Genomic DNA, 25,201 nt, shown 5'->3' on the forward strand with positions numbered 1-25,201 from the left:
AGGTGAATGGTGGCCGATAAAAATCTTGATCTCGCATTACGCATTAGAACTGACCTTAAACAAGCGGTCGGTGAACTGAATGCGCTCGAAAGCGAACTGACAAGTTTAGATGGTGCTGGCAAAAAAGCCGGTGCGGGCCTGGATAAAACGGCCTCTTCAGCCAACAAGGCGATAGTAAATTTCGGCCGGATGACGCCAGCAGTCAATAATGCCGAGCAGGGTCTGCTCAGATTCCAGCGTATTGCGAACCAACTCAACAAAACTATGCCTGGCATTGCGCCTGGTGCATTGACTACCGGCATTCGTGAACAGAGCAGACAAATGGGCGCTGCCACACTGTCAGTCAAGCAATATCGCCAGGCTATGCGCCAGTTGCCGGCACAAATCACCGATATCGGCACCAGCTTGGCTTCAGGCATGCCGATCTGGTTAGTGGCCATTCAACAAGGTGGCCAGATCCGCGATTCGTTTGGCGGTACCCGCGAGGCCGGTAAAGCGTTGCTGTCTACTATCAAGCCGATGCCTATTCTGTATGGCAGTATTGCAGCTGCAGCATTGTCAGTCGTTGTCGCTCATGAAAAAGGCGCAGCTGAGACAAGGCGCTTTAACGAGGCGCTGATTAACACTGGCAATGCCTCCGGTACCAGCACTGACAAGCTGAATGAGATGGCTGAACGTCTGGATAATATTGCTGGCACCCGTCGAAATGCGGCAGCTGCACTGGCTGAAATCACTGAGACAGGCAAGTTTACCGAACAACAAATTGAGCAAATCGGTCTCACTGCTATCCAGATGCAGATAGCTACTGGTCGCGCGGTGAGCGCAACGGTCGAAGAGTTTGTTGCTTTATCTGAAGACCCGGTTGAAGCCATCACTAAACTGAATGACCAGTATCACTTCCTGGATGCGGCGATTTATTCCAACATCAAATCACTGCAAGACCAGGGCAAAGAAGTCGAAGCGATCGATCTGGCCATCAATACCTACGCTAACACTATGCAGCAACGCGCTGATGAGGTTGCTGGTAATCTTGGGATACTTGAACGGGGCTGGAAAGCTATAAAAAATGCAGCTGCTGAAGGCTGGGATGCCATGCTTGATATCGGGCGTGCCGATACGCTACAAGAAAGGCTGGATCAAGTTGAGTCACAATTAAACAGACGTATGCGGGGGCCGGCAAATCAGCAGTCTGAGCGACGTGCTGAGCTGGAAGCTGAACGTCGAAGATTGCAACTGCTTATTCAGCAACGGGATGAGCTGGCACGTAATGAATCAGCACAGAAAAAAGCCGATGCTGAAGCCATCAGTGCTATGCAGGCAATCGACAAGCTCACCCAGTTAAATCTCAGCAATGAAGAAAAGCGCGTGCTGGCAATCAAGGAATATAAGGACCAGCTGGAAGCGATTCGTAATGTTAACCCGAACGATGAACGCCTGGATGATGCAAGGGTGGCCAGAAATATCGCTGGCATTAATGCCCGTTATCAAGATCGAAATTCTGGCAGTGACCGGGATCGCGCCGCCGAACAAGCTGCCCGTGATGCTGAGCGGTTGGCCGAATCTCAACAGCGTTATGTCGAACAATTAGAACGCACAGCAGCCACTGCGAATAAAACAGCAGCTGAACTGCGTGCCTACGAGCTAACCGAACAATCACTGACTGGTGAACTTAAGCAACGTGCAACCGCTGCGTTGTCAGCCATTGACGCGCAGGAAAAAATGCAGCAGGCAATGGAAGACGGTCGGCAATTGTCGTCTATTCAGACTCAGATTTTACAACTCGAAGGCAATACGATGGCAGCGCGCCAGGCCCAGCTTGATCAGCAGTTTGGCGAGTTGCGGGATCGGTTCGTGCAGCGTGGCGATCAGGCGGGTGCGGCATTTATAGACAAGCTAATTAATCTTGAGATGGCTCGCACTCGATTGACTCAGGTGCAAGATGAAATCAGTCGGATATTGGCTGATCAGCAGCGTGTTGAAGATTCAATTAATGTCCAACAGGATGCTGGTCTGATTAATGAAGTTGAGGCGCGAAAGCAGATCCTCGATCTGCATAAACAAACCGCAGCAGTGCTGGAACAGCAGCGGCCAGTGCTGGAGAAACTGGCACAAATGCCAGGCGTTATCGGTCAGAATGCAGCAGCTGCCTTGGCTGCTTTGGATACTCAGGCATTACGACTTAAAACCACGACAACGGAGCTCGCAACAACTGTAAAACAAGGGCTTGAGCAGGGTTTAAACAATGCGATTACCGGTCTTGCTGATGGCACCCTGACCCTGCGTGATGCTATCGGCACGCTTGTTGAGTCGATTGGCCGCGCTCTGATTCAGCTCGCTGCACAACAGGCAGCAGTGTCGATTGTTGGCGGTTTTGGCGGTGGTGGTTTTTTGGATTTCCTGGGCTTTGCAGATGGTGGTTGGACCGGGCCAGGCAGCAAATACCAGCCAGCAGGCATTGTTCATGCCGGTGAGTATGTTCAACCTCAGTCAGTGATGCGGGAGCCCGGTGCCATGGCATTCATGGAGTCGTTTCGTCAAAACGGTATGGCCGCTCTGAGTCGCTTTCGTGGGTATGCTGAGGGTGGTCTAGTTGGCGGTTCAGGGCATCTGCCTGAGCAATCTGGCGGTCAAGCACGTAAATCCGGCGCGACTCATCTCAATCAGTACATCGCATTGGACCCTCAGGAACTGGCTGACTCGATAGCGAGTACACCAAATTTTGGCCAGAGCATTATGACTGTGATCCGGACAGAGCGCCGGCAGGTATCAACAATTTTGGATGGTGGCTGATGGCATTGCCAGACGGCGTTTCGGCCGTTTTCCCGTTTGCTCCGGACTGGTCAGATCCGGTGCAGGAGAGTTTTGCATATAAAACAAATGTATTGCGCTCACGCGATATGACTGGCCAGTGGCGCGGACTGCGCAGTAAACCGCGCGAGCAGCTAAATTACACGATTTTGCTGGGTGCCGACGACGCAGCCAGTTTTGATTATCGCTTTGGTCGACTACAGCCCTATACCTGGATGCTGCCACAGTGGTCCCGTCGGCGCTTTTTAGCATCTGCAGCCACTATCGGTACTAACACACTGTTGCTTGATGGCCCAGTCTCATATCTGGCTCGTGCCGGTGATGAATATATATTAATGCTGGGTGACGTAGAGCCTGAAGTCGTCGCTATTGAAAGCATCTCTGGTGACCGTCTGACCCTGACATTAACTAGTGCTCTCGATAGCAGTTGGCCATCGAGAGCCAAAGTCTATCCTGCCTGGCGTGCTCAAGTGGCCGGTGAGATGGAGGCCGAGTGGATTAGTAGTCATGTTATGCGCTGCCCGGTCAGTTTCAGACGCCTGGTTGATAACCGTGCTCCGGAAGCATCCAGCTTAACTGCTGACGAAACGCTTAATAGCTTGGAAGTACTGGTTCGCCCTGTCGACTGGTCAAAGCCAATTAATGTCACTTATGACTGGGTACCGGATTACATCGATGCTGAAGTTGGCCCGTTTGAATCCGTAGTGCGTGGCCTGATTTCACGCCGCCTGCGTAAAGGTGAAGTGCTATGTGAAAGCCGTGATGAGGTCGACTGGTGGCTTGCATTCCTCGACCGGCGCTCTGGCCAGCGTGTGCCGTTCATGATGCCGACCTGGCTCGGTGATTTGCAACTACAGCAGCCGCTGAGCGCCGGTATTGATTTTGAGGTTGCTGGCACCGATCTGGGCATGTTTTCACCGTCTTCTGGCACTTATACCCACCTGATGATCCGCAAAAAAAACGGCAGCGTGGCGTTTTTTGAGGTGTCCACGATTGCCGCCGATTTTGGCCTTGGCGTATCAACGGTGACAACGGTCGAGGATTGGGACGAATCATACGGTCCCTGGGAATGCAGTCAGATCAGTTTTGTCACCGTCTGCCATCTGGCCAGTGATGGTTTCACCGTCTCCTGGATTACTGACGAAGTGGCCAGAATTAACCTGGCAGTTATGACTGAGGAAATCCCCGAATGACATTTAACGCCTACGAGACAAGCCGGCATTCAGGCACGCCCGCCGAACACCTGGAAATTGTCTACGGCGACAATCCGGTGGATGCCGTGCGGATGACCACTGCGGACTATAACGTGACGATAAACGGCAAAGAATATACGTCCGGCATGATCAAGCGCGACTCAATCTCGGACGACTCTAATCCGTACGACGGAGAGCAGCTAAAAATATCGCTGAACAGAGAAAATCCGTTTGCCGATATCTACCTTTCGCATGAGTTCGCTAACGTCATCACAGTGACGCTCTATCAATCGCATCTTGATGATCCGGACACGCAGCCAGTCATTGTCTGGTCGGGGCGACTGGCCGGTGTTGAGTGGGAATATCCGATGATGATCCTGCTGAGTGAGCGCATGGATTTGTATATGAATGGCTATGCGCTGACGATGCGTTACCAGATTGGCCAGTGTGTGCATACCGTCTATCACGGCTTATGCGGATTGATTAAATCCGAATGGGAAGTGGGGGGGGATGTCACGGACATTACCGACAAAACCGTGATCGAAATAACCGAGGCTGGCGGATATGGGGACGGCTATTTTACAGGCGGCATCCTGTCATTTGCAGGTATCAATCGCTACATACTGCAACACGTCGGCAACCAGGTTTGGCTTAATCGTCCGATAAAAAGCTTGATACCTGTCAGCGCTGTGAAGCTGTATCCGGGCTGTAATCGGCTACCGCAAACCTGTCTGAATAAGTTTAACAATATTGACAACTATCTCGCATTCGATTGGACACCCGCGAAAGACGGTTACGACGGCAACAGTATATTTTAGGGGGCTAATTATGGGATTTTGGATACAGCTATTAATCGGCGTGGCTTTGATGGCCATACAAACCATCTTAAATAAGCCGCAAAAATCACCCTCTGCTACTGCAGAAAAATTAACTGTGCCTAGCGCAAAAACGGGGTCTAGCATTTATCTGATGCGCGGTACTCGTGATATTGAGTCCCCTGGCGTGGTTAACAGGGGCAACACACGCGCTAAAGCAATCCGCAGGAAACCTTAACCGTGGCTAGAGTTTATATTCGGCACATTCGGCAACTTCGATATTGTCGTGACGGATTTCTAAACTGGGGCGCGAGAAATGGGTTCACTTTGCGCGAGTTTCGCAATGGCGTCGAGACCAAGGCGCTTCGTGAGACGGGCTGCCCGTTTGCAGTCGCAGTCGCAGAGTTGGCCGAGAAAGAGGTAGACGATGGGCGGTAGCGGGAAACGTCAAACGGTCGGGTATAAATACTACGAAGACCAACACTTGGTCCTTGCGCTTAGTAATTTTGACCATATCAGCCATATCTGGTTTGCTGAAAATCTGGCATGGGTGGGCATAGAAGAAGGTCTGACTGACGACTGGTCTACGATTGAGATCAGCCAACCTAAGTTATTTGGAGGGGAACAGCGTGAAGGCGGCGTATCCGGCACCATAAGACTGGGTATGGGCTGGCCGACCCAACCACGGTTAGCACGTATGGTATCGCGAATTGGTGGTCCGCTAATGCCGGCCTACCGTGGTGTAGTCTCTCTATTTTTCGATGATTTTTATTTCGGCAACAGCCCGTATATAAAGCCGATTAAATTCAGAGCGCAGGCAATTCATAAGCTCAGCGATGGGTCTCCACAGTGGTACGACGAGAAAGCTGCGATTTTCGGAGGCTATGACAGAACCCCTTCGGCTGTGCAGTTCTCCCTTGACGCCTCGGGGTCCATGTTCCCCCCGGATTCCAACAGATGGGCGGTTGTTAAAGAAGCCATGAACTCGGTTTTTGATTGGTTAACCGAGATCGGCATATCTCACGATATACGTGTCAATATATGGGCGTCAGGGTCACAGGCTTTAGCTAAGTATAATATTGATGCGGCAGCGATCTCAGAGTTGCGCGCTTTTGTAAACGCTGTCGATGCGTCAATGGGAGCCACCGATTTCACGGCGTCCATATACGCTATGTCCGCGTTTTTCAATACGAGCAATAAACCGATCAAAAAATTTATATTTTTGACGGACGGTGAGCCTTCGCCGGAAGGCACTGATATTGAGGCGAGTGAACAGTTAAGCAACATACCTAACGTTCAGGCACACGCTTTCAACATCGACCTTGCGGACACCTCGCACACGGAGCTGATGGACAACACGCCCGCAGACGGTGTGCCAGTGATTTCCGGCAGTAACGCAGACGCGATTGCGGACGCCCTCCGGTCGGCTTTTACCATGTGGGACATTAATCCGATCCATCTAATGCGGGAGTGTCACACCGACAAAGTTTGGGGCGGACGGTTCCCCGAATCAAAGATGGGGGACAGCTACGAAACTGCGGCCGATACCCTATTTGAGGAAAAGTTAGGGGTATCATTCCTTTTCACAGAAGAAATCCGATGGCGTGAAATTATTGAAGAAATAGCACGCCACATCGACGCTATACCCTATCAGGACCCTGAAACAGGTCTGATGGAGATAAAGCTGATCCGGGACGACTACGACCCGGAGACACTGCCGATCCTTGACCCTAGCAACTCTGAATTGGTCAATTTCAACGCTCCGATGGAGAACGAAATATTTAACCAGGTTGTTATCGAGTTCTGGAACAGAGAGACCGGTAAAGACGATTCAGTGACGCTCAGTGACGCGGCAGCCGTTGACGCTGTGGGGTACATTAATCAAAAGACATATCAATACGCGGGTATCACTAATCGATATTCGGCTATGATTGTGGGTGAACGCGATCTGGCGCGATCCAGCAAGCCTTTTTATCAAGGACGCATTCGGACCAACCGCGTACATGCTAACCTGCGACCTGGTGATGTGTTCAAACTAAACTCGCCGGATGACGACATAGAGACTATGGTGTGTCGTGTTACTAAACGCAATGAGTCTAGTCAACTCAACGGCGACATTACGCTTGAGTGGGCGGAGGACGTGTTTGGGCAGGTGTTCAGCACTTTCGGTACCCCGGCAGGGACCCAGTGGTCGGACTCAACGTCCATATCAGGTTCGATAAAACATAAAACCGCGTTTGAGATACCTTATTTCTTAGCGATGCAACTCGTCGGTGAGCAGGCTATCCCCTCGGAAAATACATCAGCCGCCTACGGGTTCGCGGCAGCAGAGCCTAGTTCGGGGGTTTCCTTGGGTTATGATCTCTACGTTTATCCAGAAGGGACAACTCAAGAACCAGACCCCGAGGAAGCGATAGAGAGTGCATACACGCCAACTTTGATCGCGGCCAGTTCGATCTCTGACCGGCAAGAGACTGTGATACCGATATCCAGTGAGATAGGAGTCGAGTCACTCTCTGTGGGACAGTTGGTCTTGATCGGTAACGCGCTAGACGCGGAGCGGGAGATCGCCGCCGTCTCTGTAGAGTTTACTAGCGGGGACAGCGTACTGTACTTATTACGCGGCGTCGCAGACACCCTCCCACTACCGATCCCAGCAGGCGCGCCACTCTACGTCATCGGAGAGGAACTTAGCTACAGCGAGACAATATTCCTCCCAGGGGAAACTGTTGAGGGGTACGCGGTAGCGAACAGCGCTGGTGGAACTGAACCAGGTCCTTACGCAAAACACGCTGTTGAAATGGACGGGCGCATATTCAAACCCTATCCACCCGCCAATTTTCGCGTAGAAGGGTTGCTGTACCCAGGGGAACTCTACCAGCCGCCGAGTGCGTCTGTCACATTCACATGGTCATATAGGGACCGCATAATCCAAGCTGATCAGGTTGTTTCTTATTTTAACTCGGACGACTACGGACCCGAAGTGGGAACGACCTACTTAATTGAAGCCGACGCACTGGACGTTGACGGCTTGTTAATCGAAGAAAACTGGTTTTCAGAAGACCTTGGCTCCGTCAAGACCTATGATTTGGATTTTGTTACATATCCAACGCCCACGGATACGTTTTTTGTTGTTATCCGTTTGTGGGCGGTTCGGGAGGATGAAAGGTCATTGCAAGCACCTTTCGTTCAGTTCATCGCCCCCGATGCCGACCCAGATGAGATCGACAGAGACTTGCTATCTCAAGAACGGCCTATCGCCACTTTCACGGCCGTTATTTTGGGCGAAAACGGTGAGTACATCGAAATGGAGAGACCAGAATGAGCTTAGTATTTAAGAAAATTTCGGATTATCTGGCATTAGCGGGTTCAGCACTACGCGGGAATGAATTCATACTGCTATCCGACACAGAGTCCGACGGCAGCTACACCGCGACAACCATCGCCTACGATGCTGGCACGAAGACGATATCTGACTCTAATAACTCACTGCCACTGGTTAAACCCGGCGGCTATGTGCAGGTGACCGGATCTACTGTTAGTGCGCTCAATGGTGTGCATGAGGTTGTCTCATCGACAGCGGGAGCGATAGTCATAACTTCGGCAGTGGCGACCCCCGAGACTGCGGGTGCGTCAATCACCATTGCTGAGATCGCAGCAAACTACCGTACTACGCTGGCTGATCTTCAAGCATTTTTCACTGCCGCGTCGATACCAAACCCACTGAACGGCGTCAATATTCAAAACGCCTGGGCAGATAAAATACGCGGCAAGCCGGTCGATGTAACAGGAAATATCTCCGGCAACGCTCTTGATTTTGACTATGATGACGGCGATTTCCAATACGCGACACTGAGCGCTGCAGACACCGATATCACTGTGAGCAACATGCCCGCCGGTGCTCAGCTAAAAATAATATTGTTTGCCGCAGATACTTATGCCCCTGATGTATCGGCACTGACACCACTGCTCAATGGTGACGGGATTACATTTAGCCCAGTGACAGTAATACTTGCAGAAACACTAAATAACACAACAATCAGATATATAGCAGCAGGGGGGTACGCGTCATGATGCCGCAGCGAAGATGGAGACGGGCTGTTAGTAAGCCGTCGCCACTGGTGCCGGGGGACTATATAGCTCTATGGCTGATGGCCGGTGATGCAACGGACGTAACGGGCGATTACGATATTGGCCTGTTTGGTGGCGCAGATCAGCATGAAGACCATGTCGACTATGATGGGAATAATGATTACGGTCAGTGCGCGAGACTGGCTTTCAACGATAACGCCTTTACGCTCATTATGCTCGTGCGTTTTGACGGGTTCGATACCGATGGAGTTTGGATCGCTAACAGCCGCAGCGACGACGATGTGACGGCGAAGAACGAGTGGCAGCTAACTGTCTTCTCACCCGCCTCTGGAGGTCTCAATAAGCCTCGCGTATCGATTTGCAACACCGAGGGTACTTTTCACTCAGCCACATTTAACGAGGCTATTGCAGTAGGTACCTGGTACACCGTATCTGTTAGGTTCACTGGTAGCGCAGTGCAGATTTTTAACGGATTAAGTTTGCAGGAAAGTACCGAATTTACCGGCACCATGAATACCGGCTCCACGAATACTAGATTCGCTCGGCGTGGCTGGAATCAAGAAAGTGCGAGCACAGTTATTCACGGACACTTGGATCAATCTCGTAGCATTGCGTACGACTATGCACTATCGGATGCTGAACTAGCGGCAACTATAACGGCGATCACAACCGGAGTCGGATTGGTTTGATAGTTCTATTCTGGAAAAGGTTTTTATTATTTGTAACAGATAATAAAGTTAAATTATCGCGCACCCAGGTTGGTTTTATCGCGCGCGGCTACAGCAAGTTATAAAAAAATAGCAGATTAATGAAATTAATTCTTGCAAATGTGAATTATTATCATTAATATTAACAACAGATGGTCGCCACGGTAACCATCTCTCTCTGACACTGACAGACTTTATGCCAGCCCTCGGGCTGGCATTTTTTTTATCTGCCTCACATCAACTATCTCCATGTATAATCACGCCTTTTTGGCAGAAATCTGTCTCTAGCTTAATCTCAGGATCCACACCTTGCTTAGTACAGCCAATATCACCATGCAGTTCGGCGCCAAGCCGCTTTTCGAAAACGTTTCTGTCAAGTTTGGCGAAGGAAACCGTTATGGCCTCATTGGCGCCAATGGCTGCGGAAAATCGACTTTTATGAAAATTCTTGCAGGATTGCAAGAGCCTAGTTCAGGCAATGTTGTTCGTGATCCCAATGAGTCATTTGCTGTCTTGAAACAAGACCAGTTTGCTTATGAAAGCGACCGCGTCATTGACGTAGTGATTATGGGACAACCGCAACTCTGGGCAGTGCACCGTGAAAGAGAGCGTATTTATAGTCTGCCAGAAATGAGTGAAGAAGATGGTCTGAAAGTGGCAGAACTTGAGGGCCAATATGCTGAGCTAGATGGCTATACCGCTGAATCTCGTGCTGGAGAATTATTGCTTGGCGTCGGTATTCCAGTTGCCCAGCATTACGGGCCAATGAGTGAAATTGCGCCAGGCTGGAAATTGCGTATTTTACTGGCGCAGGTATTGTTTGCGGATCCAGATATCCTACTGCTCGATGAACCCACTAACCACTTGGATATTAATACCATTCGCTGGCTGGAAGGCGTATTAAATCAGCGCAACAGCACCATGATCATCATCTCTCATGATCGCCACTTTCTGAATAGCGTCTGCACACACATGGCGGACATGGATTATGGAGAACTTCGCCTCTATCCCGGCAATTATGATGATTACATGATTGCCTCGACACAGGCCCGTGAACGCTTACAGGCTGATAACGCGCGTAAAAAAGCGCAAATTAAAGAGCTACAAGAGTTTGTTTCTCGCTTTTCCGCCAATGCTTCCAAAGCCAAACAAGCCACCTCTCGGCAAAAACAAATCGATAAAATCCAATTGGAAGATATGAAACCTTCCAGTCGGGTTAATCCTTTTATTCGATTTCAGCAAGATAAAAAGCTGTTTCGTAATGCATTGGAAGTGACGCATCTGACACAGGGTTACGCCGATGAGCAGCCGCTGTTTAAAAAACTGAATTTGAGGGTCGAAGTCGGTGAAAAAATTGCCATTATTGGCCCGAATGGCATTGGTAAAACGAGTCTGGTTAAAACGTTGATTGGCGATTTGGCGGCGATTTCCGGAGAAATTAAATGGTCTGAAAATGCCAACATTGGTTACTACGCACAAGACCACGATCACCAATTCAAACAAAATTTAACCTTGTTCGAGTGGATGCAACAATGGGCCGGTTCTGGAGATGATGAGCAAGTGATTCGCGGTACCTTGGGGCGTTTGTTGTTTTCGGGCTCCCAAATCGACAAAAAAGTAAATGTCTTATCCGGTGGCGAAAAAGGACGGATGCTGTTCGGCAAGTTGATTCTGCAAAAGCCGAATATTCTGGTGATGGATGAACCTACTAATCACATGGATATGGAATCCATTGAATCGCTTAATTACGCACTGGAACAATTTGATGGCACCTTGCTGTTTGTCTCGCATGACCGTGAATTTGTCTCCTCCTTAGCGGATCGGATTCTGGATATTCAAACCGATGGCGTGACTGACTTTCATGGCAATTATGAAGCGTACTTACAGCATCTAGGCGTTAATTAATCCTTACCGGATTTTCGTCAGGATTTAAGCAAAGCGCCGACATATTTAAATCAATATGTCGGCGTAGGCGTTTTCAGTCATCCAATCGAAAACCAATCTTGATGGTTACCTGCCAATACTTCACTTTGCCTTCTTCAATATAGCCTCGGGTATCTATGACTTGAAACCAATGTACTTGATGCAGACTTTGCGTTGCTTTGGCAATGGCATTCTCAATCGCCTTATCCGAGCTCTCCGTCGAACTACCAGTAATTTCGATGTGTTTGTAAATATGATCAGACATGACTGCTCCTCTGCATTTAATAAATTGTTTACAAGCACACTGACCAGCGGCTGCGTGTCATCGACACGATTAATATCCACAAAGACCAGATAGCCCTATCTTAGACTGAACAAGGCAAGGCTTGCCAGCGATAAAAAATAACGCCCAGCCAACCTGAATAAATAAATGATTTTGCTATCATTTAACATAAATGAACGGTATAATCACCAACTCCGTTTTATCCCCAGACCGTTTGCCTAAATAGCTCACTGTCCTTCACAGGTTACTCCATGTCTACAGAACAACACGATGCAGCGCCCTCATTTTCTGAGTTAGGGCTAGCCCCCGCTATTCTTGAAGCCGTACAACAAGCTGGCTATGAAACGCCCTCACCTATTCAGGCGCAGAGTATTCCACCGCTGCTCACCGGCCGCGATCTGTTGGGTCAGGCACAAACCGGCACCGGTAAAACCGCGGCTTTCTCTCTGCCGTTATTAAGCCGACTTGACCTAAAAAGCAAAGCCACACAGCTACTCGTGCTGGCTCCGACGCGGGAATTGGCCATTCAGGTATCTGAAGCAATGCAATCTTATGCCCGGCACCTGAAAGATTTTCATATTCTGCCGATTTACGGCGGTCAAAGTGTCGGCATTCAATTACGGGCGTTAAAACGCCAACCTCAGGTAATTGTCGGTACGCCAGGTCGAATTTTGGATCATATCCGGCGTCGAACTTTGAAACTCGATCAATTACAGGCTTTGGTGCTCGATGAAGCCGATGAAATGCTGCGCATGGGCTTCATCGATGATGTTGAAACCATTCTGCAGCAGACACCGGATAGTCGTCAGGTTGCCTTATTTTCCGCAACCATGCCTGGCCCGATTCATCGAGTGGCGCAAAAATATCTGAAGGATCCGGTTGAAGTCCGTATCAAGTCAAACACGTCAACAGTCGAAACCATAAACCAACGCTACTGGCAGGTCACAGGTCTACACAAGCTGGACGCACTGACCCGGATTCTGGAAGTCGAAAACTTTGATGGCATGATCATCTTTGTCCGCACCAAAAATGCCACGGTGGAACTGGCAGAAAAACTAGAAGCACGTGGCTATTCCGCTTCAGCTATCAATGGCGATATGAATCAGGCCTTGCGAGAGAAAACCATTGAACGCATGAAAAAGGGACAAATTGATATTCTGATTGCCACGGATGTTGCTGCTCGGGGACTGGACATCGAGCGCATGAGCCATGTGGTGAATTACGATATCCCTTATGATACCGAGTCTTACGTTCACCGAATTGGCCGTACCGGCCGTGCTGGTCGCCAGGGCGAAGCCATTCTGTTCGTGTCACCGCGCGAAAAAAGAATGTTGGCGGCGATTGAAAAAGCAACACGCCAAACCATCACCCGCATGCAGCTGCCGAGCACGGAAGAAATTGCCGACCGGCGTGTTATCCAGTTTATGGAAACCTTAACGGAAACCATCGAATCTCAGGACCTGAGTTATTTTGAAAACTTGATGCAACGTTATCAGCAAGAGCATAACGCTGACCCGATGGATATGGCTGCTGCATTGACCTATCTACTGCAAAAAGATCGGCCTCTCAACCCGCCAGTTAAACATGTCAGCGAACGCAAACCACGAGAAAACGCCAACGAACGACAGTTTAATGATGAGCGTCTACCTCGCCGCGAGCGACGCAAGGATTTTCGTGCGGATGACCGCCACCCAACTGATCCTGATATGGACATTTATCGCGCCGAAGTCGGCCGTGTTGATAATGTTGAGCCACGTAATCTGGTTGGCGCCATTGCCAACGAGGCCGGTATCGAAAGCCGCTTTATTGGCCGGATTACCATTAATGAAGATCACAGTTTAATTAATTTGCCGCAGGGCATGCCCAAAGATATCTTCCAACATCTGCGTAAGGTTTGGGTCGCCAACAAACAACTCAATTTGAGCCTTGCTAACGATGAGATCGATAATTCTCCGGCTCCGATTCGGCCCAAGCTGAATAAGGCGAGAGGAGCAGGAAGAGCGCTTAATGCGGGTAATCGCCCCAAACAGCGCACCAGCAAAAAGCGCTAAACCACTAAAAAGTCACTGCATGCAGTGACTTTTTTTTTCAGCATGCCAAAATAACCCGATGCTGAATATTATCTGGATTGCTTTTTTTCTGATTGCCTTTGCGGTCGCCTTATTCAAATTACTGGTCTTGGGTGATACCGTTATTTTTGGTGAAATCATGCAGGCGTTGTTTGCGTTGGCAACCACGGCTTTTGAGATTGCCCTGGGATTAACCGGTATTCTGACGCTATGGCTGGGTATGATGAAAATCGGTGAACGTAGCGGCTTTATCGAATGGTTAACACGCGGCTTGACGCCGCTTTTCACAAGATTGATGCCTGAAGTGCCCAAAAACCATCCCGCGCTGGGGGCCATGGTCATGAACATGTCGGCAAATGCGCTTGGTCTGGATAATGCTGCGACGCCACTTGGAATCAAGGCCATGCAGGAGTTACAAAAGCTCAATCCCTTCAAGGACACAGCGAGTAATCCGCAGATCCTATTTTTGGTTATCAATACCTCCGCAGTTACGTTATTTCCCGTCACGATTTTTACTTATCGTGCACAAATGGGCGCCGCTAATCCAACCGATGTGTTCATTCCCTTATTGATTGCCACCTATTGTTCTACCATGGTTGGCCTGATTACTGTTGCCTTTGTACAAAAAATTAACTTGCTGGATCGTGTTGTACTCACCTACCTGGGAGTGATCAGCCTGATCGTCTTTGGCTTACTGGCTTATTTCGGTCAACTAAGTCAAGCGCAGATGCAAGCGCAATCCGCCTTGATCAGTAATTTAATCATTTTCTCTCTGGTCATCGCTTTCATTGTTGCCGCCAGCTGGCGCAGGGTGAACGCCTACGAAGCCTTTATTGAAGGGGCGAAGGAAGGCTTTAGCACTGCAGTGATGATTATTCCTTATCTGGTTGCCATGCTTGTGGCTATCGGCGTATTCAGAGCCAGCGGGGCATTGGATTTACTGGCGGATGGGCTGCGTTATCTGGTGCTGTCTTTTGGTTTGGATGCCCGGTTTATTGACGCCTTACCAACGGCTTTAATGAAACCATTTAGTGGTAGTGGGGCAAGAGCCATGCTGATCGATACCATGGAAGTCCATGGTGCCGACTCGTTTGCCGGACGCCTCGCTTCAATCGTTCAAGGTAGTACAGAAACCACTTTTTATGTTTTGGCCGTGTATTTCGGTGCGGTTGGCATACGTAAAGTCCGTCATGCTGTCAGCTGCGGTTTGGCGGCCGATATTGCTGGCATCCTCGCTGCCATTTTTATCGCTTACTGGTTTTTTGGTTAAAGCACAAGGCCAGTCCAAAATAAATCTACTGCTAGCCGCATTTTCTGCTACATTTTATCGCCCCGCATGGGCATAGCCTTGTTGAATTCGATTCACAAGTTATTGTGCTGATGGAGAAATGATGCCTTGAATGCGCCCCTACTGGTTTCGCCTGATTTACTGGATCAGGTTGCAGATCAACTTGCCGAGAACGGCTATTGTATTTTGCCACAGCTGTTACCGCTGCCATTAAATCATGATTTGTATCGACGCGTTGCTCGTCTGGACGACCATAATGCGTTGACCCGCGCCGGTATTGGGCGTGATCAACAGTTTCAATTAAACACGACAATTCGTCGAGATGAAACACGCTGGCTAAGTGACGAACACCCGATCGATCAGGCTTATCTCGCTGCAATGTCATCATTTCGTCTCGCGCTCAATGAGCGACTTTTTCTCGGCTTGTTTGATTATGAAGCACATTTTGCGCATTATGGTCCAGGTGCATTTTACAAACGCCATGTCGATGCATTTAAAGGACAATCAAACCGGATTCTGACAACGGTTTTGTATCTCAACCCTTTCTGGCCAGCAGAAGCGGGAGGTCAACTGGCTATGTACCAACCCGGCACAGAAAAGATAATCGCATCCGTTGAACCCGAACTGGGCACCTTTGTTGTTTTTTTAAGTGACACCTTTCCACATGAAGTCTTGCCCTGCCGACAGGATCGTTACAGTATCGCAGGCTGGTTTCGTTGTCTTGATCCCTTGCAAGCGCCGTCAATTTAAATGACTGATCTCGACTGGGAAATACGCGAGCTAGGCCATCCGCAACTTAGAAAACCAGCCAACCCTGTATTGGATATTGCCGAACCAGATACACAGCGATTACTCGATAATCTGCTGACCTTTGTTGTCCAGAAGCAAGGCATGGGTATCGCAGCACCCCAGGTGGGTATTAGCCTGCAAATTTTTATTATGTGCAGTCACCCAAATCAGCGATATCCGAATGCGCCAGTGATGAAGCCAGCCTGCATCCTTAACCCAACTATTCTCCATTATTCAACGGAAATGGAAAAAGACTGGGAAGGTTGTCTCAGTATCCCCGGATTACGGGCTTTGGTACCGCGGTCAAATGCTATTGATGTTGCGTACGACACGCGCCAAGGTGAGCGTGTTCAAATCCGATATACCGGGTTTCTGGCCAGATTGTTTCAACATGAATACGATCATCTGCAAGGCCGGCTGTTTATTGATCATGTCGATTCCACACTGGACATAATGACCGAGAAACAATGGCGAAACACCCTATCCACTATGGCATAAACAACAAGCTATGCTGATTGCCCGAACATGATTCCAACTGACGTTGCCAAGGCATCAGAACGGCCTGGCGAACGCAATGCTTGCATGATCGGGTCACGCAAATTTGGCAAATATAAAACATCTGCCAATAACTGACTAAACCCGGGTTGCCCCGCATCATTAATTGCCAAACGCTCACAAAATAAATGCGCGATCGTTGGCTCTGCCAAAGTTGACCAGCAACGGCCACTCACCACGGCGAGTATTTCGACGTTGCGACTACAGTCATGTTGCAAAACTTTTCTGACAGTTTCTGCAACCAGCCCTTGAGCAGCCGTATTTGAAATCGCTCTCAGGCAAGCAGCTACGTGATTGACGTCGGGATCAACCTCACCCAAGGCCGCCGAGAGCTGCGCTATGAATGCTTCTACCAAACTGGTTGGAATGGCAACCTGCTCAAGAAACCGGGCAAGCGTTTGAAACGGCGTTGCCGGCAACCCAGGTAGCGTTTGAATTAAGTCCGCTACATCATCTGTCTCCGGCAAGCGCACCGCCACATCGGCCACTCCCTGGAGTGCTAATTCCGACCAGACTTGTGAATCAGCGTTGCCAGTGAAATACGCCTTCGCGGCCGGAAAATACGGTGACGGAGGCAGGCGCAGTGTTGCCGTTGCGAGGGCATTAAATGCCGCCATTTTTTCTTCTCGTGGCGTAAAACTGTAAGGACTGTCTTTTAACGCACCTTGAAGCCGGTGACCATCTGCCGCGGCCAACATGGATTCACCGACGCGATCCAGCACCGCCACCAGAAACTCATCGCGTGCTACTTGCAATAACAAGCCCTGTTCGTCCAAGGGAAGCTGAAGAAACCAGACATAATGCTGATCTGGTCGCCCTGGCGCCCAAAACACGATAGCCAGCCAAGCCATACGCTGAAATGGCATCGGATACGGCAACGCCGCATTTTCAATACGCGCAAAATCAGTCGAACTGATTTTACTAACGCGCCGTCCCATATCGAAGATTCGGTATTTGGTGCCGCTTTGCTCAAAAAAAGAAGTCAGCGTCGATATTTTTTGCTGCGCCATCAATTCACTCAAGTGCGATATTCGGCGTTAATCTTAACGTAGTCGTATGACAGGTCACAGGTCCAGACTAAATCTTCTAAATCGCCGCGCCCTAACGCGACATGGATAGTCAATTCTGACTGATTCATCACCGCTTGGCCCCGAGCTTCAGTGTAATCGGGCGCGGGTTGCCCTGCCGAAACAATTTGGACTTCATCAAGCGCAATATCCACTTTGGTCAAATCAAGTGCATTCAGACCACTGCGGCCAACCGCGGCCAAAATTCGCCCCCAGTTTGGATCCGAAGCAAATAACGCCGTTTTCACTAATGGCGAATGAGCGATTGTATAAGCGACTTGACGACATTCCGCACTATCCGCACCGCCAGTTACATTGATACTGATGAATTTGGTAGCCCCTTCACCATCCCGCACAATTGCTTGAGCCAAGTACCGGCACAAATCAGTCAGTGCTTCAACAAAGCACTGTGCATCATCACTGTCCAGTTCGGTAATTTCGGCTTGCCTTGCTCTACCAGTGGCAATAAGCACACAAGCATCATTCGTAGACGTATCACCGTCGACGGTAATACGATTAAAACTTTCATCCATGACTTTTTGCAGCATCACTGACAATAAAGGCTGGCTGATCACTGCGTCAGTGGCTATATAGGCCAGCATGGTCGCCATGTCCGGTCGTATCATGCCCGCACCTTTAGCGATACCGGTTATGGTCACGACTTGACCACTCAGCCGACATTGCACACTTCGTGCCTTGGCAACTGTATCCGTAGTCATGATTGCCTTGGCTGCACCTAACCAGTTATCAGCTTGCAAATTTGCAACCGCATCTGGCAACACAGCTTCGATCTTGTCAACGGGCAGTTGCTGACCAATGACCCCGGTTGAAAAAGGCAGAACAGCGTGGCTGGACACTCCGGTCACTTCTGACACAGCCTGACATGACTGTCGGGCGGCTTGCATACCTTGCTGTCCGGTTCCTGCATTGGCATTTCCGGAATTAATCAATAAATAGCGTGGTGATGTTTTTTTCTGATGCTCACGGCAGATTTGTACCGGCGCAGCACAAAACGCATTTCGCGTATAAACCGCGGCCGTCGCACTGTGCTCCGCAATTTCAATCAGCACAACATCTTGGCGCCCCGGTTTTTTGATGCCAGCACTCGCGGTGGCAAGACGAATTCCTTGGATTGGCAATAAATCCGCTGCATCAGGCGGCAATAAATTTACTGCCATTAACTGACTTTACCACAACAATGTTTGAATTTTTTACCGCTGCCACATGGGCATAATTCGTTGCGGCCCACTTTACGCCCATCCCGAGTAATTGGCGCAGACGCCATCGGTTGAGGTGGTGTTGGCTCCGCTTCTTGCTCAGCAGATGTGGTGGCTTCGGCATGCTGATATTCAACGTCATCAACAGACTGACGCCGCTGTGCTTCAACGGCTTCAATATCGGACTCAGCACGCACCTGTACACGAGAAATCAGACTGATGACTTCACGCTTGATATTGCCCAGCATGGTTGAAAACAGCGTAAATGCCTCACGCTTGTATTCCTGTTTGGGATCTTTTTGCGCGTAACCACGCAGATTAATCCCCTGACGCAAATAATCCATTTGCGCGAGATGTTCTTTCCATTGTGAATCCAGCGTTTGCAACATGACGGCTTTTTCAAAATGGCGCATCAGTTCGCTACCCACCTGCTGTTCTTTTTCCTGACTGGCAGCTTCTGCTGCTTCAATAATTTTTGTTCGCAGCGTCTCTTCATACAAACTACTATCTGCTTCCAGCCAGCCACTGATATCCAGATCCAGTGCAAAGTCATCGCGCAATGCATCCTCCAGACCAGAAATATGCCATTGCTCATCAATACTGTTTGGTGGCACATAAATGCTGATCACATCATTCAATACGCTTGCACGCATGCTGACGACATTTTGGGACAAATCGTCAGTAGCCATCAATTCATTACGCTGCTCGTAGACAACTTTTCGCTGATCATTGGCGACATCATCAAACTCAAGCAGCTGCTTACGGATATCAAAGTTGTGTCCTTCAACTTTCCGCTGGGCATTCTCAATCGCACGGCTGACCCAGGGATGTTCGATGGCTTCACCTTTTTCCATACCTAATTTTTGCATCAGGCTGGCCATGCGATCTGACGCAAATATCCGCATCAGATTATCTTCCAGAGATAAGTAGAATCGGGTTGATCCCGCATCACCCTGACGTCCGGAACGACCGCGCAACTGATTATCAATCCGCCGCGATTCATGACGTTCTGTGCCAATAATATGTAAGCCGCCGGCGCTAACAACGGCATCATGGCGCTGTTGCCATGCCGCTTTTACCGCTTTTTTCTGTGCCTCATCGGCTGGGTCAGACAGTGTCTCCAAATCGGCATCCAGACTCCCGCCTAAGACAATATCTGTTCCCCGACCGGCCATATTGGTCGCAATCGTTACAGCGCCGGGTTTGCCTGCATGAGCAATAATCTGCGCTTCTTTTTCGTGGAACTTGGCATTCAATACTTCGTGCGGAATTTTAGCCTTGGTCAGTAATGTATCGAGATACTCTGAGCTCTCGATAGAGGCTGTTCCGACAAGAACCGGCTGTTTTCTGTCAACACAATCCTGAATATCATGCAGAATCGCGTCGTATTTTTCAGTGGCCGTCAAATAGATTCGATCAGCTTCATCTTTTCGTTGCATTGGCCGGTGCGTCGGGATAACGACCACTTCCAACCCATAAATAGAATGTAACTCATAAGCTTCGGTATCTGCGGTACCTGTCATACCGGACAGCTTGTCGTAAAGACGGAAATAATTTTGGAAGGTAATTGAAGCTAGCGTCTGGTTTTCATTTTGAATCCGGACGCCTTCCTTGGCCTCAACAGCTTGGTGTAAGCCTTCTGACCAACGCCGCCCAGGCATCGTACGGCCCGTGAATTCATCAACAATGACAACCTGATTATCCTGAACGATGTAGTCCACATCGCGTTGAAATAGAACATGCGCACGCAGTGCCGCCGTAACATGATGCATCAGACCAATATTGGCTGCATCGTATAGACTGGCATCTTCATTCAAGATCCCGGCGGTAGTCAGCAGTTGCTCAACCTTCTCATGCCCCTGCTCAGTAAAGTGCACCTGCTTGTTTTTTTCATCAACCGTGTAATCACCGGGCTTGGTCACCTCCTCATCCTGTTCTTCCTGTCGGATCAATTGCGGAATCAACGCATTGATCTGCTGGTAACGTTCAGAACTATCTTCCGCTGGACCAGAGATGATGAGAGGGGTTCGTGCTTCGTCAATTAAAATGGAGTCAACTTCATCAATCACCGCGAAATTAAGATCACGCTGAACCTTATCTTCCAAACGAAAAGCCATGTTATCGCGAAGGTAATCAAAGCCAAATTCATTGTTGGTGCCATAAGTAATATCGGCAGCATAGGCTTGACGACGCTCTTCGCCATCCAATCCGCTGACAATAACTCCCGTAGACAACCCTAAAAAACCGTATAACTTACTCATCCAGGCAGCATCACGCTGAGCCAGATAGTCGTTGACGGTAATAACATGCACGCCTTTACCTTCTAAGGCATTTAGATAAACGGCCAAGGTAGCAACTAGTGTTTTACCCTCACCCGTTTTCATTTCTGCAATTCGGCCATCATTCAAGACCATACCGCCAATAAGCTGGACATCAAAATGTCGCATTTCAAGGGTGCGCTTGCCCGCTTCTCGAACAACAGCAAAGGCTTCGGGCAAAATATCACTCAGGGATTGACCATCATTTAAGCGCTGACGAAATTCGGTGGTCTTGGCGGCTAAGGCAGCATCATCAAGCTCAGCGTAGGTAGTCTCCAGATGATTAATCTGATTCACTATTTTTTGCAGCTTTTTAACAACCCGGTCATTACGACTGCCTAAAAGCTTGCTAAATATCTTGCCTACCATGACTAAACTTACCTAGTTGATGCACGTCATCAAAAACGTGGATTGATTGATAAAGGCGCGATTATAACGCGGACGATGCCTAAGATCGAAGTCTTAGTCTGTGAAATGGTGGCGAAAGCAACGATTACAAGTGATTACTCAGCATCGGCATAATTGTAGGGGTTAACCGGCTTGCCATCTTTGAGGATTTCGTAATGAACGTGGGGCCCTGTTGAGCGACCTGTCGATCCCATGAGGGCTATCACTTCTCCTTTCTTAACACGGTTCCCTGCTTTTACTTTTAAAGTCTTATTGTGCGCGTAACGGGTGACATAGCCATTGCCATGATCAATTTCAACCATACCACCATAACCACCACGCATTCCCGCCCACGCGACAATACCATCAGCGGCGCTAAGCACTTCACTGCCCTCTTTACCGGCAAAATCAAGGCCATCATGAAAGACACGTTTTCCGTTAAAAGGATCAACACGCGTACCGTAGAATGAAGATATCCATCCCTCCTTTACCGGTCGTCCAGTAGGAATTGCCGTCACGATACTATCATTGGTTAACAGATAATCCTGCAAGGCCGCCATGGTCTCTTGCTGAATAGCAAAGGCCTCGCTCAGACTGGCAATTCCTTTATCAAGCTCTTCACTCGTTAACAAGCGCGCATCACGTTCAATGCCGCCCATACCCAGTCCCAGATCCAGTTCACTAACATCAAACCCGGCAATTTCAGCAAGTCTTTGATTGAGCATTTTCAGGCGAATAGCTTCAGCCTGCAGCCCCCCAAGTTGCTGTGCGTAAAAACCTTGAAAAGATTCGCTTTGCGTTGTATTCACGGTGATGACATCATCAACAGACGGCGATAATACATCGGTGTTAACGAAATGCGGAGCGGATGGCGCAGTGGGCAGATTTAACCAGTGAAGAACAGAATAAGTAAGGCCGGAGATGAGAGAAACAAGCAGCAGTGTTATTACAAGGAGACTGGCTCGACCTAGATGCCACTGCTTATGTCCGGCTTTATTTGTCGGTATGATAATGATCTGCATTGTTTTCGCTCAGTCTTGGAATTAAATTCATGTCGGAAAAACCACGGCTTTTATCAGCCTTATTCCAACACCATCCTCACCTGCTGCAACTCCACAGTCGCGCACAGAAATTAACCCAGCTTGATTATCATATGCAAGCAATTTTACCTGCCAACTTTGCTGGACGTTGCCGTCTGGTCAATCGTGACCTCGATCACATTATGGTCATTGCCGATACTGCGGCAATTGCTAGCTTATTGCGCTTTCAAAGCAGAAAAATCTGCCAGCACCTTTCTGACCAGCTCCATCAACAGATTAGCAAAATGACCGTCAAAGTTCGACCAGACTTTGCTACTCTGCCCGCAAGGCCGAGACTCAAAAACCAGCTCAAACTGACACATGAGCATGTCAGTCTGCTTGAACAAACCGCCGAACAAATCAGCGATATAAAATTGAAAACCGCCCTTTTTCGTCTGGCTAAGCGCGGCTCAAAAACTTAACTGACAATTGATGCTGCAGGACGACTGAATAAAATTGGCGCGTCTTTGTCTTCTTCAAAACTCACTAATTCCCAAGCATCTTCCTGTGCCAATAACTTGCGAAGCAAACGATTATTTACTTCATGACCAGACTTGTGCCCGACAAAAGCGCCAATCAAACTATGACCAAGTAAATACAAGTCGCCAATAGCATCCAGCACTTTGTGACGAACAAACTCATCTTCATAGCGCAGACCATCTTCATTCAGAACCCGAAAATCATCCACGACAATGGCGTTGTCCATACTGCCACCTAACGCCAAGTTCATTTCACGCAGTTTTTCTATGTCTTTCATAAACCCAAAGGTCCGGGCCCGGCTGACCTCACGCACAAACGATGTGGAGGAGAAATCAACATCTACCTGCTGAGGCCGACCGGTAAAAGCCGGATGCTCAAAATCAATCGTGAAAGACACTTTAAACCCTTCAAAAGGCTCAAACTTGGCCCACTTGTCCCCGTCCTCCAGAATGACGGGTTTTTTGATTCGAATAAATTGCTTGGCGACATTTTGCTCTTCGATACCCGCTGACTGCACCAAAAAAACAAAAGGACCGGCACTGCCATCCATGATCGGCACTTCGGCAGCATTCAAATCGATATAGGCGTTATCGATACCCAGACCTGCAAGGGCAGACAAAAGATGTTCGACTGTTGATACCTTTTGACCGTGCTGAACCAAGGTGGTTGACAGGGCTGTTTCGCCAACATTAATCGCTTTGGCTTCAATTTCAACCACCGGATCCAAATCTATCCGACGAAAAATAATCCCGGTATTAGGGGCCGCTGGCCGCAATGTAAGATAAACCATCTCACCACTATGCAAGCCTACACCAGTGGCACGAATCACATTTTTCAATGTTCGCTGCTTGATCACGGTGCTGTTCTCCCCTAAATATTCAAAGATCGGATAATAATATCATAAGCTTAGCAACTGTCACCTATCTGTCACATTTTCAGGCTAATCCGCTTGGCGACGCAGAAAAGCAGGAATGTCCAGATAATCCATATTGACATCACCATTCGCGACTTGTTTCGGCGACTCATTTTTTGTGCCATTACGAATCACGGTTGGCTCATCATAATCAACTTCTGCGGGCTTTTTAACGATTTCAATTTGCGGACTGGGTTGCGGTACCTCAACCGGTTTAGCGGGTACTGCACGGCTACCTCCCAACCCAGTGGCGACCACCGTCACCCGTAATTCATCCGTCATGTCCGGATCAATTACCGTACCGACAACCACGGTGGCGTCATCAGAAGCAAACTCTTTAACGGTATTACCCACTTCTTCAAACTCACCAATGCTCATATCCAGGCCCGCGGTGATATTAACCAGCACCCCTCTGGCACCCGCCAGATCAACATCTTCCAGTAACGGACTTGAAACCGCCAGTCTTGCCGCCTCTGTTGCCCGGCTTTCACCCGATGCCCGGCCGGTTCCCATCATCGCCATGCCCATTTCTGACATCACTGTTCGCACGTCAGCAAAGTCGACATTAATCATCCCTTCCCGGGTAATCAGCTCAGCAATGCCTTGAACCGCACCCAACAGCACATCATTAGCTGATTTAAATGCATTGATCAGGGTCATTTCCTTACCCAGCACTTTCAACAGCTTTTCATTCGGAATGGTAATCAGGGAATCAACATGCTGTCCCAACTCTTCGATGCCATTCAGCGCTGTTTTCATTCGTTTGCCACCTTCAAATGGAAACGGTTTAGTGACGACAGCAACCGTCAAAATGCCCATTTCTTTGGCGACCTGCGCGACAACTGGCGCTGCTCCAGTTCCGGTGCCGCCGCCCATGCCAGCCGTAATAAAGACCATGTCTGCACCATCGATGACTTCCATAATGCGTTCGCGATCTTCCAAGGCTGCCTGACGACCGACATCTGGGTTTGCTCCTGCCCCAAGGCCTTTAGTGATATCCGTGCCTAACTGCAATTGCGTGGTTGCCGCGCTTCGACGCAATGCCTGAGCATCGGTATTGGCACAAATAAAATCGACGCCTTCGATTTTATTTACCACCATGTGTTCCAGCGCATTACCGCCACCACCGCCAACACCAATTACTTTGATGACGGCATTTTCTGTATATGTGTCAATCAATTCAAAAGTCATAACATTTCTCCTCTTAAAAAAATCACT

At 49.1% G+C, this 25,201-nt stretch carries 20 protein-coding genes; 13 read left to right on the forward strand and 7 right to left on the reverse strand.

Going from position 1 to position 25,201, the window contains the following annotated elements:
• Nucleotides 1-6: 6 nt before the first annotated feature.
• The 8 genes from Q7C_RS04090 (at nt 7) to Q7C_RS04130 (ending at nt 11,520) form a co-directional block, all read left to right on the forward strand.
• Complete coding sequence (locus Q7C_RS04090) at nt 7-2,790, forward strand: phage tail length tape measure family protein (RefSeq protein ID WP_041366499.1); 2,784 nt, start codon at nt 7-9, stop codon at nt 2,788-2,790.
• Nucleotides 2,790-4,001, forward strand: a complete 1,212-nt coding sequence (locus Q7C_RS04095) for a hypothetical protein (RefSeq protein ID WP_014703436.1) — start codon at nt 2,790-2,792, stop codon at nt 3,999-4,001. Before Q7C_RS04090 ends, Q7C_RS04095 begins: the two co-directional genes overlap by 1 nt.
• Entirely contained in the window at nt 3,998-4,819 is an 822-nt protein-coding gene (locus tag Q7C_RS04100) for a phage BR0599 family protein (RefSeq protein ID WP_014703437.1), read from the forward strand. The genes Q7C_RS04095 and Q7C_RS04100 overlap by 4 nt, the downstream gene beginning before the upstream one ends.
• A 237-nt stretch (nt 4,820-5,056) precedes the next feature.
• Nucleotides 5,057-5,254, forward strand: coding sequence for a hypothetical protein (locus Q7C_RS04110; protein WP_041366504.1), 198 nt, complete (start codon nt 5,057-5,059; stop codon nt 5,252-5,254).
• On the forward strand, nt 5,244-8,141 hold the full coding sequence (locus tag Q7C_RS04115) for a phage tail protein (protein ID WP_014703438.1): 2,898 nt from the start codon (nt 5,244-5,246) through the stop codon (nt 8,139-8,141). Before Q7C_RS04110 ends, Q7C_RS04115 begins: the two co-directional genes overlap by 11 nt.
• Complete coding sequence (locus Q7C_RS04120) at nt 8,138-8,890, forward strand: hypothetical protein (protein ID WP_014703439.1); 753 nt, start codon at nt 8,138-8,140, stop codon at nt 8,888-8,890. Before Q7C_RS04115 ends, Q7C_RS04120 begins: the two co-directional genes overlap by 4 nt.
• Complete coding sequence (locus tag Q7C_RS04125) at nt 8,887-9,597, forward strand: LamG-like jellyroll fold domain-containing protein (RefSeq protein WP_014703440.1); 711 nt, start codon at nt 8,887-8,889, stop codon at nt 9,595-9,597. Before Q7C_RS04120 ends, Q7C_RS04125 begins: the two co-directional genes overlap by 4 nt.
• A 327-nt stretch (nt 9,598-9,924) precedes the next feature.
• Nucleotides 9,925-11,520, forward strand: coding sequence for an ABC-F family ATPase (locus Q7C_RS04130; protein ID WP_014703441.1), 1,596 nt, complete (start codon nt 9,925-9,927; stop codon nt 11,518-11,520).
• Nucleotides 11,521-11,593: 73 nt separating this feature from the next.
• Here the strand turns inward: Q7C_RS04130 and Q7C_RS04135 are convergent, their stop codons facing one another.
• Nucleotides 11,594-11,803 carry a dodecin gene (locus Q7C_RS04135; protein ID WP_014703442.1) on the reverse strand — a complete coding sequence of 70 codons (210 nt, stop codon included), beginning with the start codon at nt 11,801-11,803 and terminating at the stop codon, nt 11,594-11,596.
• Nucleotides 11,804-12,072: 269 nt separating this feature from the next.
• Between Q7C_RS04135 and Q7C_RS04140 the strand changes: the two genes are divergently transcribed.
• The 4 genes from Q7C_RS04140 (at nt 12,073) to def (ending at nt 16,465) form a co-directional block, all read left to right on the forward strand.
• On the forward strand, nt 12,073-13,872 hold the full coding sequence (locus tag Q7C_RS04140) for a DEAD/DEAH box helicase (RefSeq protein ID WP_014703443.1): 1,800 nt from the start codon (nt 12,073-12,075) through the stop codon (nt 13,870-13,872).
• Between the two features lie 58 nt (nt 13,873-13,930).
• Nucleotides 13,931-15,160, forward strand: coding sequence for a nucleoside recognition domain-containing protein (locus Q7C_RS04145; RefSeq protein WP_014703444.1), 1,230 nt, complete (start codon nt 13,931-13,933; stop codon nt 15,158-15,160).
• Between the two features lie 126 nt (nt 15,161-15,286).
• Nucleotides 15,287-15,928: a 2OG-Fe(II) oxygenase gene (locus Q7C_RS04150; protein ID WP_014703445.1), complete on the forward strand. Its 642-nt coding sequence runs from the start codon at nt 15,287-15,289 to the stop codon at nt 15,926-15,928.
• On the forward strand, nt 15,929-16,465 hold the full coding sequence (gene def / locus Q7C_RS04155) for a peptide deformylase (RefSeq protein WP_014703446.1): 537 nt from the start codon (nt 15,929-15,931) through the stop codon (nt 16,463-16,465).
• Nucleotides 16,466-16,473: 8 nt separating this feature from the next.
• On the opposite strand, the gene Q7C_RS04160 is transcribed toward def, so the two are convergent.
• The 4 genes from Q7C_RS04160 to Q7C_RS04175 all read right to left on the reverse strand — a co-directional run bounded on the left by Q7C_RS04160 (nt 16,474) and on the right by Q7C_RS04175 (nt 22,533).
• Nucleotides 16,474-17,532, reverse strand: a complete 1,059-nt coding sequence (locus Q7C_RS04160; RefSeq protein ID WP_014703447.1) for a DUF3549 family protein — start codon at nt 17,530-17,532, stop codon at nt 16,474-16,476.
• Nucleotides 17,533-17,540: 8 nt separating this feature from the next.
• Nucleotides 17,541-18,767, reverse strand: a complete 1,227-nt coding sequence (argJ, locus tag Q7C_RS04165; protein ID WP_014703448.1) for a bifunctional glutamate N-acetyltransferase/amino-acid acetyltransferase ArgJ — start codon at nt 18,765-18,767, stop codon at nt 17,541-17,543.
• Nucleotides 18,767-21,493, reverse strand: a complete 2,727-nt coding sequence (gene secA, locus Q7C_RS04170; RefSeq protein ID WP_014703449.1) for a preprotein translocase subunit SecA — start codon at nt 21,491-21,493, stop codon at nt 18,767-18,769. The genes argJ and secA overlap by 1 nt, the downstream gene beginning before the upstream one ends.
• 134 nt (nt 21,494-21,627) lie before the next feature.
• Nucleotides 21,628-22,533, reverse strand: a complete 906-nt coding sequence (locus Q7C_RS04175) for a M23 family metallopeptidase (RefSeq protein WP_041366508.1) — start codon at nt 22,531-22,533, stop codon at nt 21,628-21,630.
• A gap of 29 nt (nt 22,534-22,562) precedes the next feature.
• Here Q7C_RS04175 and Q7C_RS04180 point away from each other — a divergent pair, with 29 nt between their 5' ends.
• The gene (locus tag Q7C_RS04180) at nt 22,563-23,012 is read left to right on the forward strand and encodes a DciA family protein (RefSeq protein ID WP_014703451.1); all 450 of its coding nucleotides are present in this window, start codon (nt 22,563-22,565) and stop codon (nt 23,010-23,012) included.
• Here the strand turns inward: Q7C_RS04180 and lpxC are convergent.
• Nucleotides 23,009-23,926: a UDP-3-O-acyl-N-acetylglucosamine deacetylase gene (lpxC, locus tag Q7C_RS04185; RefSeq protein ID WP_014703452.1), complete on the reverse strand. Its 918-nt coding sequence runs from the start codon at nt 23,924-23,926 to the stop codon at nt 23,009-23,011. The genes Q7C_RS04180 and lpxC overlap by 4 nt on opposite strands.
• Before the next feature lie 84 nt (nt 23,927-24,010).
• Entirely contained in the window at nt 24,011-25,174 is a 1,164-nt protein-coding gene (gene ftsZ / locus Q7C_RS04190) for a cell division protein FtsZ (RefSeq protein ID WP_014703453.1), read from the reverse strand.
• Nucleotides 25,175-25,201: the final 27 nt, after the last annotated feature.

The organism is Methylophaga frappieri, from assembly GCF_000260965.1.
Classification (GTDB): Bacteria; Pseudomonadota; Gammaproteobacteria; order Nitrosococcales; family Methylophagaceae; genus Methylophaga; species Methylophaga frappieri.

What these genes read in the sequence shown, in the direction of transcription:
- argJ (WP_014703448.1), bottom strand. Translation starts at nt 18,767, where the DNA reads ATGGCAGTAAATTTATTGCCGCCTGATGCAGCGGATTTATTGCCAATC.
- Q7C_RS04160 (WP_014703447.1), bottom strand. Translation starts at nt 17,532, where the DNA reads ATGGCGCAGCAAAAAATATCGACGCTGACTTCTTTTTTTGAGCAAAGC.
- Q7C_RS04135 (WP_014703442.1), bottom strand. Translation starts at nt 11,803, where the DNA reads ATGTCTGATCATATTTACAAACACATCGAAATTACTGGTAGTTCGACG.
- Q7C_RS04125 (WP_014703440.1), top strand. Translation starts at nt 8,887, where the DNA reads ATGATGCCGCAGCGAAGATGGAGACGGGCTGTTAGTAAGCCGTCGCCA.
- ftsZ (WP_014703453.1), bottom strand. Translation starts at nt 25,174, where the DNA reads ATGACTTTTGAATTGATTGACACATATACAGAAAATGCCGTCATCAAA.
- Q7C_RS04175 (WP_041366508.1), bottom strand. Translation starts at nt 22,533, where the DNA reads ATGCAGATCATTATCATACCGACAAATAAAGCCGGACATAAGCAGTGG.
- Q7C_RS04090 (WP_041366499.1), top strand. Translation starts at nt 7, where the DNA reads ATGGTGGCCGATAAAAATCTTGATCTCGCATTACGCATTAGAACTGAC.
- Q7C_RS04180 (WP_014703451.1), top strand. Translation starts at nt 22,563, where the DNA reads ATGTCGGAAAAACCACGGCTTTTATCAGCCTTATTCCAACACCATCCT.
- Q7C_RS04145 (WP_014703444.1), top strand. Translation starts at nt 13,931, where the DNA reads ATGCTGAATATTATCTGGATTGCTTTTTTTCTGATTGCCTTTGCGGTC.
- def (WP_014703446.1), top strand. Translation starts at nt 15,929, where the DNA reads ATGACTGATCTCGACTGGGAAATACGCGAGCTAGGCCATCCGCAACTT.
- Q7C_RS04120 (WP_014703439.1), top strand. Translation starts at nt 8,138, where the DNA reads ATGAGCTTAGTATTTAAGAAAATTTCGGATTATCTGGCATTAGCGGGT.
- Q7C_RS04140 (WP_014703443.1), top strand. Translation starts at nt 12,073, where the DNA reads ATGTCTACAGAACAACACGATGCAGCGCCCTCATTTTCTGAGTTAGGG.
- secA (WP_014703449.1), bottom strand. Translation starts at nt 21,493, where the DNA reads ATGGTAGGCAAGATATTTAGCAAGCTTTTAGGCAGTCGTAATGACCGG.
- Q7C_RS04095 (WP_014703436.1), top strand. Translation starts at nt 2,790, where the DNA reads ATGGCATTGCCAGACGGCGTTTCGGCCGTTTTCCCGTTTGCTCCGGAC.
- Q7C_RS04100 (WP_014703437.1), top strand. Translation starts at nt 3,998, where the DNA reads ATGACATTTAACGCCTACGAGACAAGCCGGCATTCAGGCACGCCCGCC.
- Q7C_RS04115 (WP_014703438.1), top strand. Translation starts at nt 5,244, where the DNA reads ATGGGCGGTAGCGGGAAACGTCAAACGGTCGGGTATAAATACTACGAA.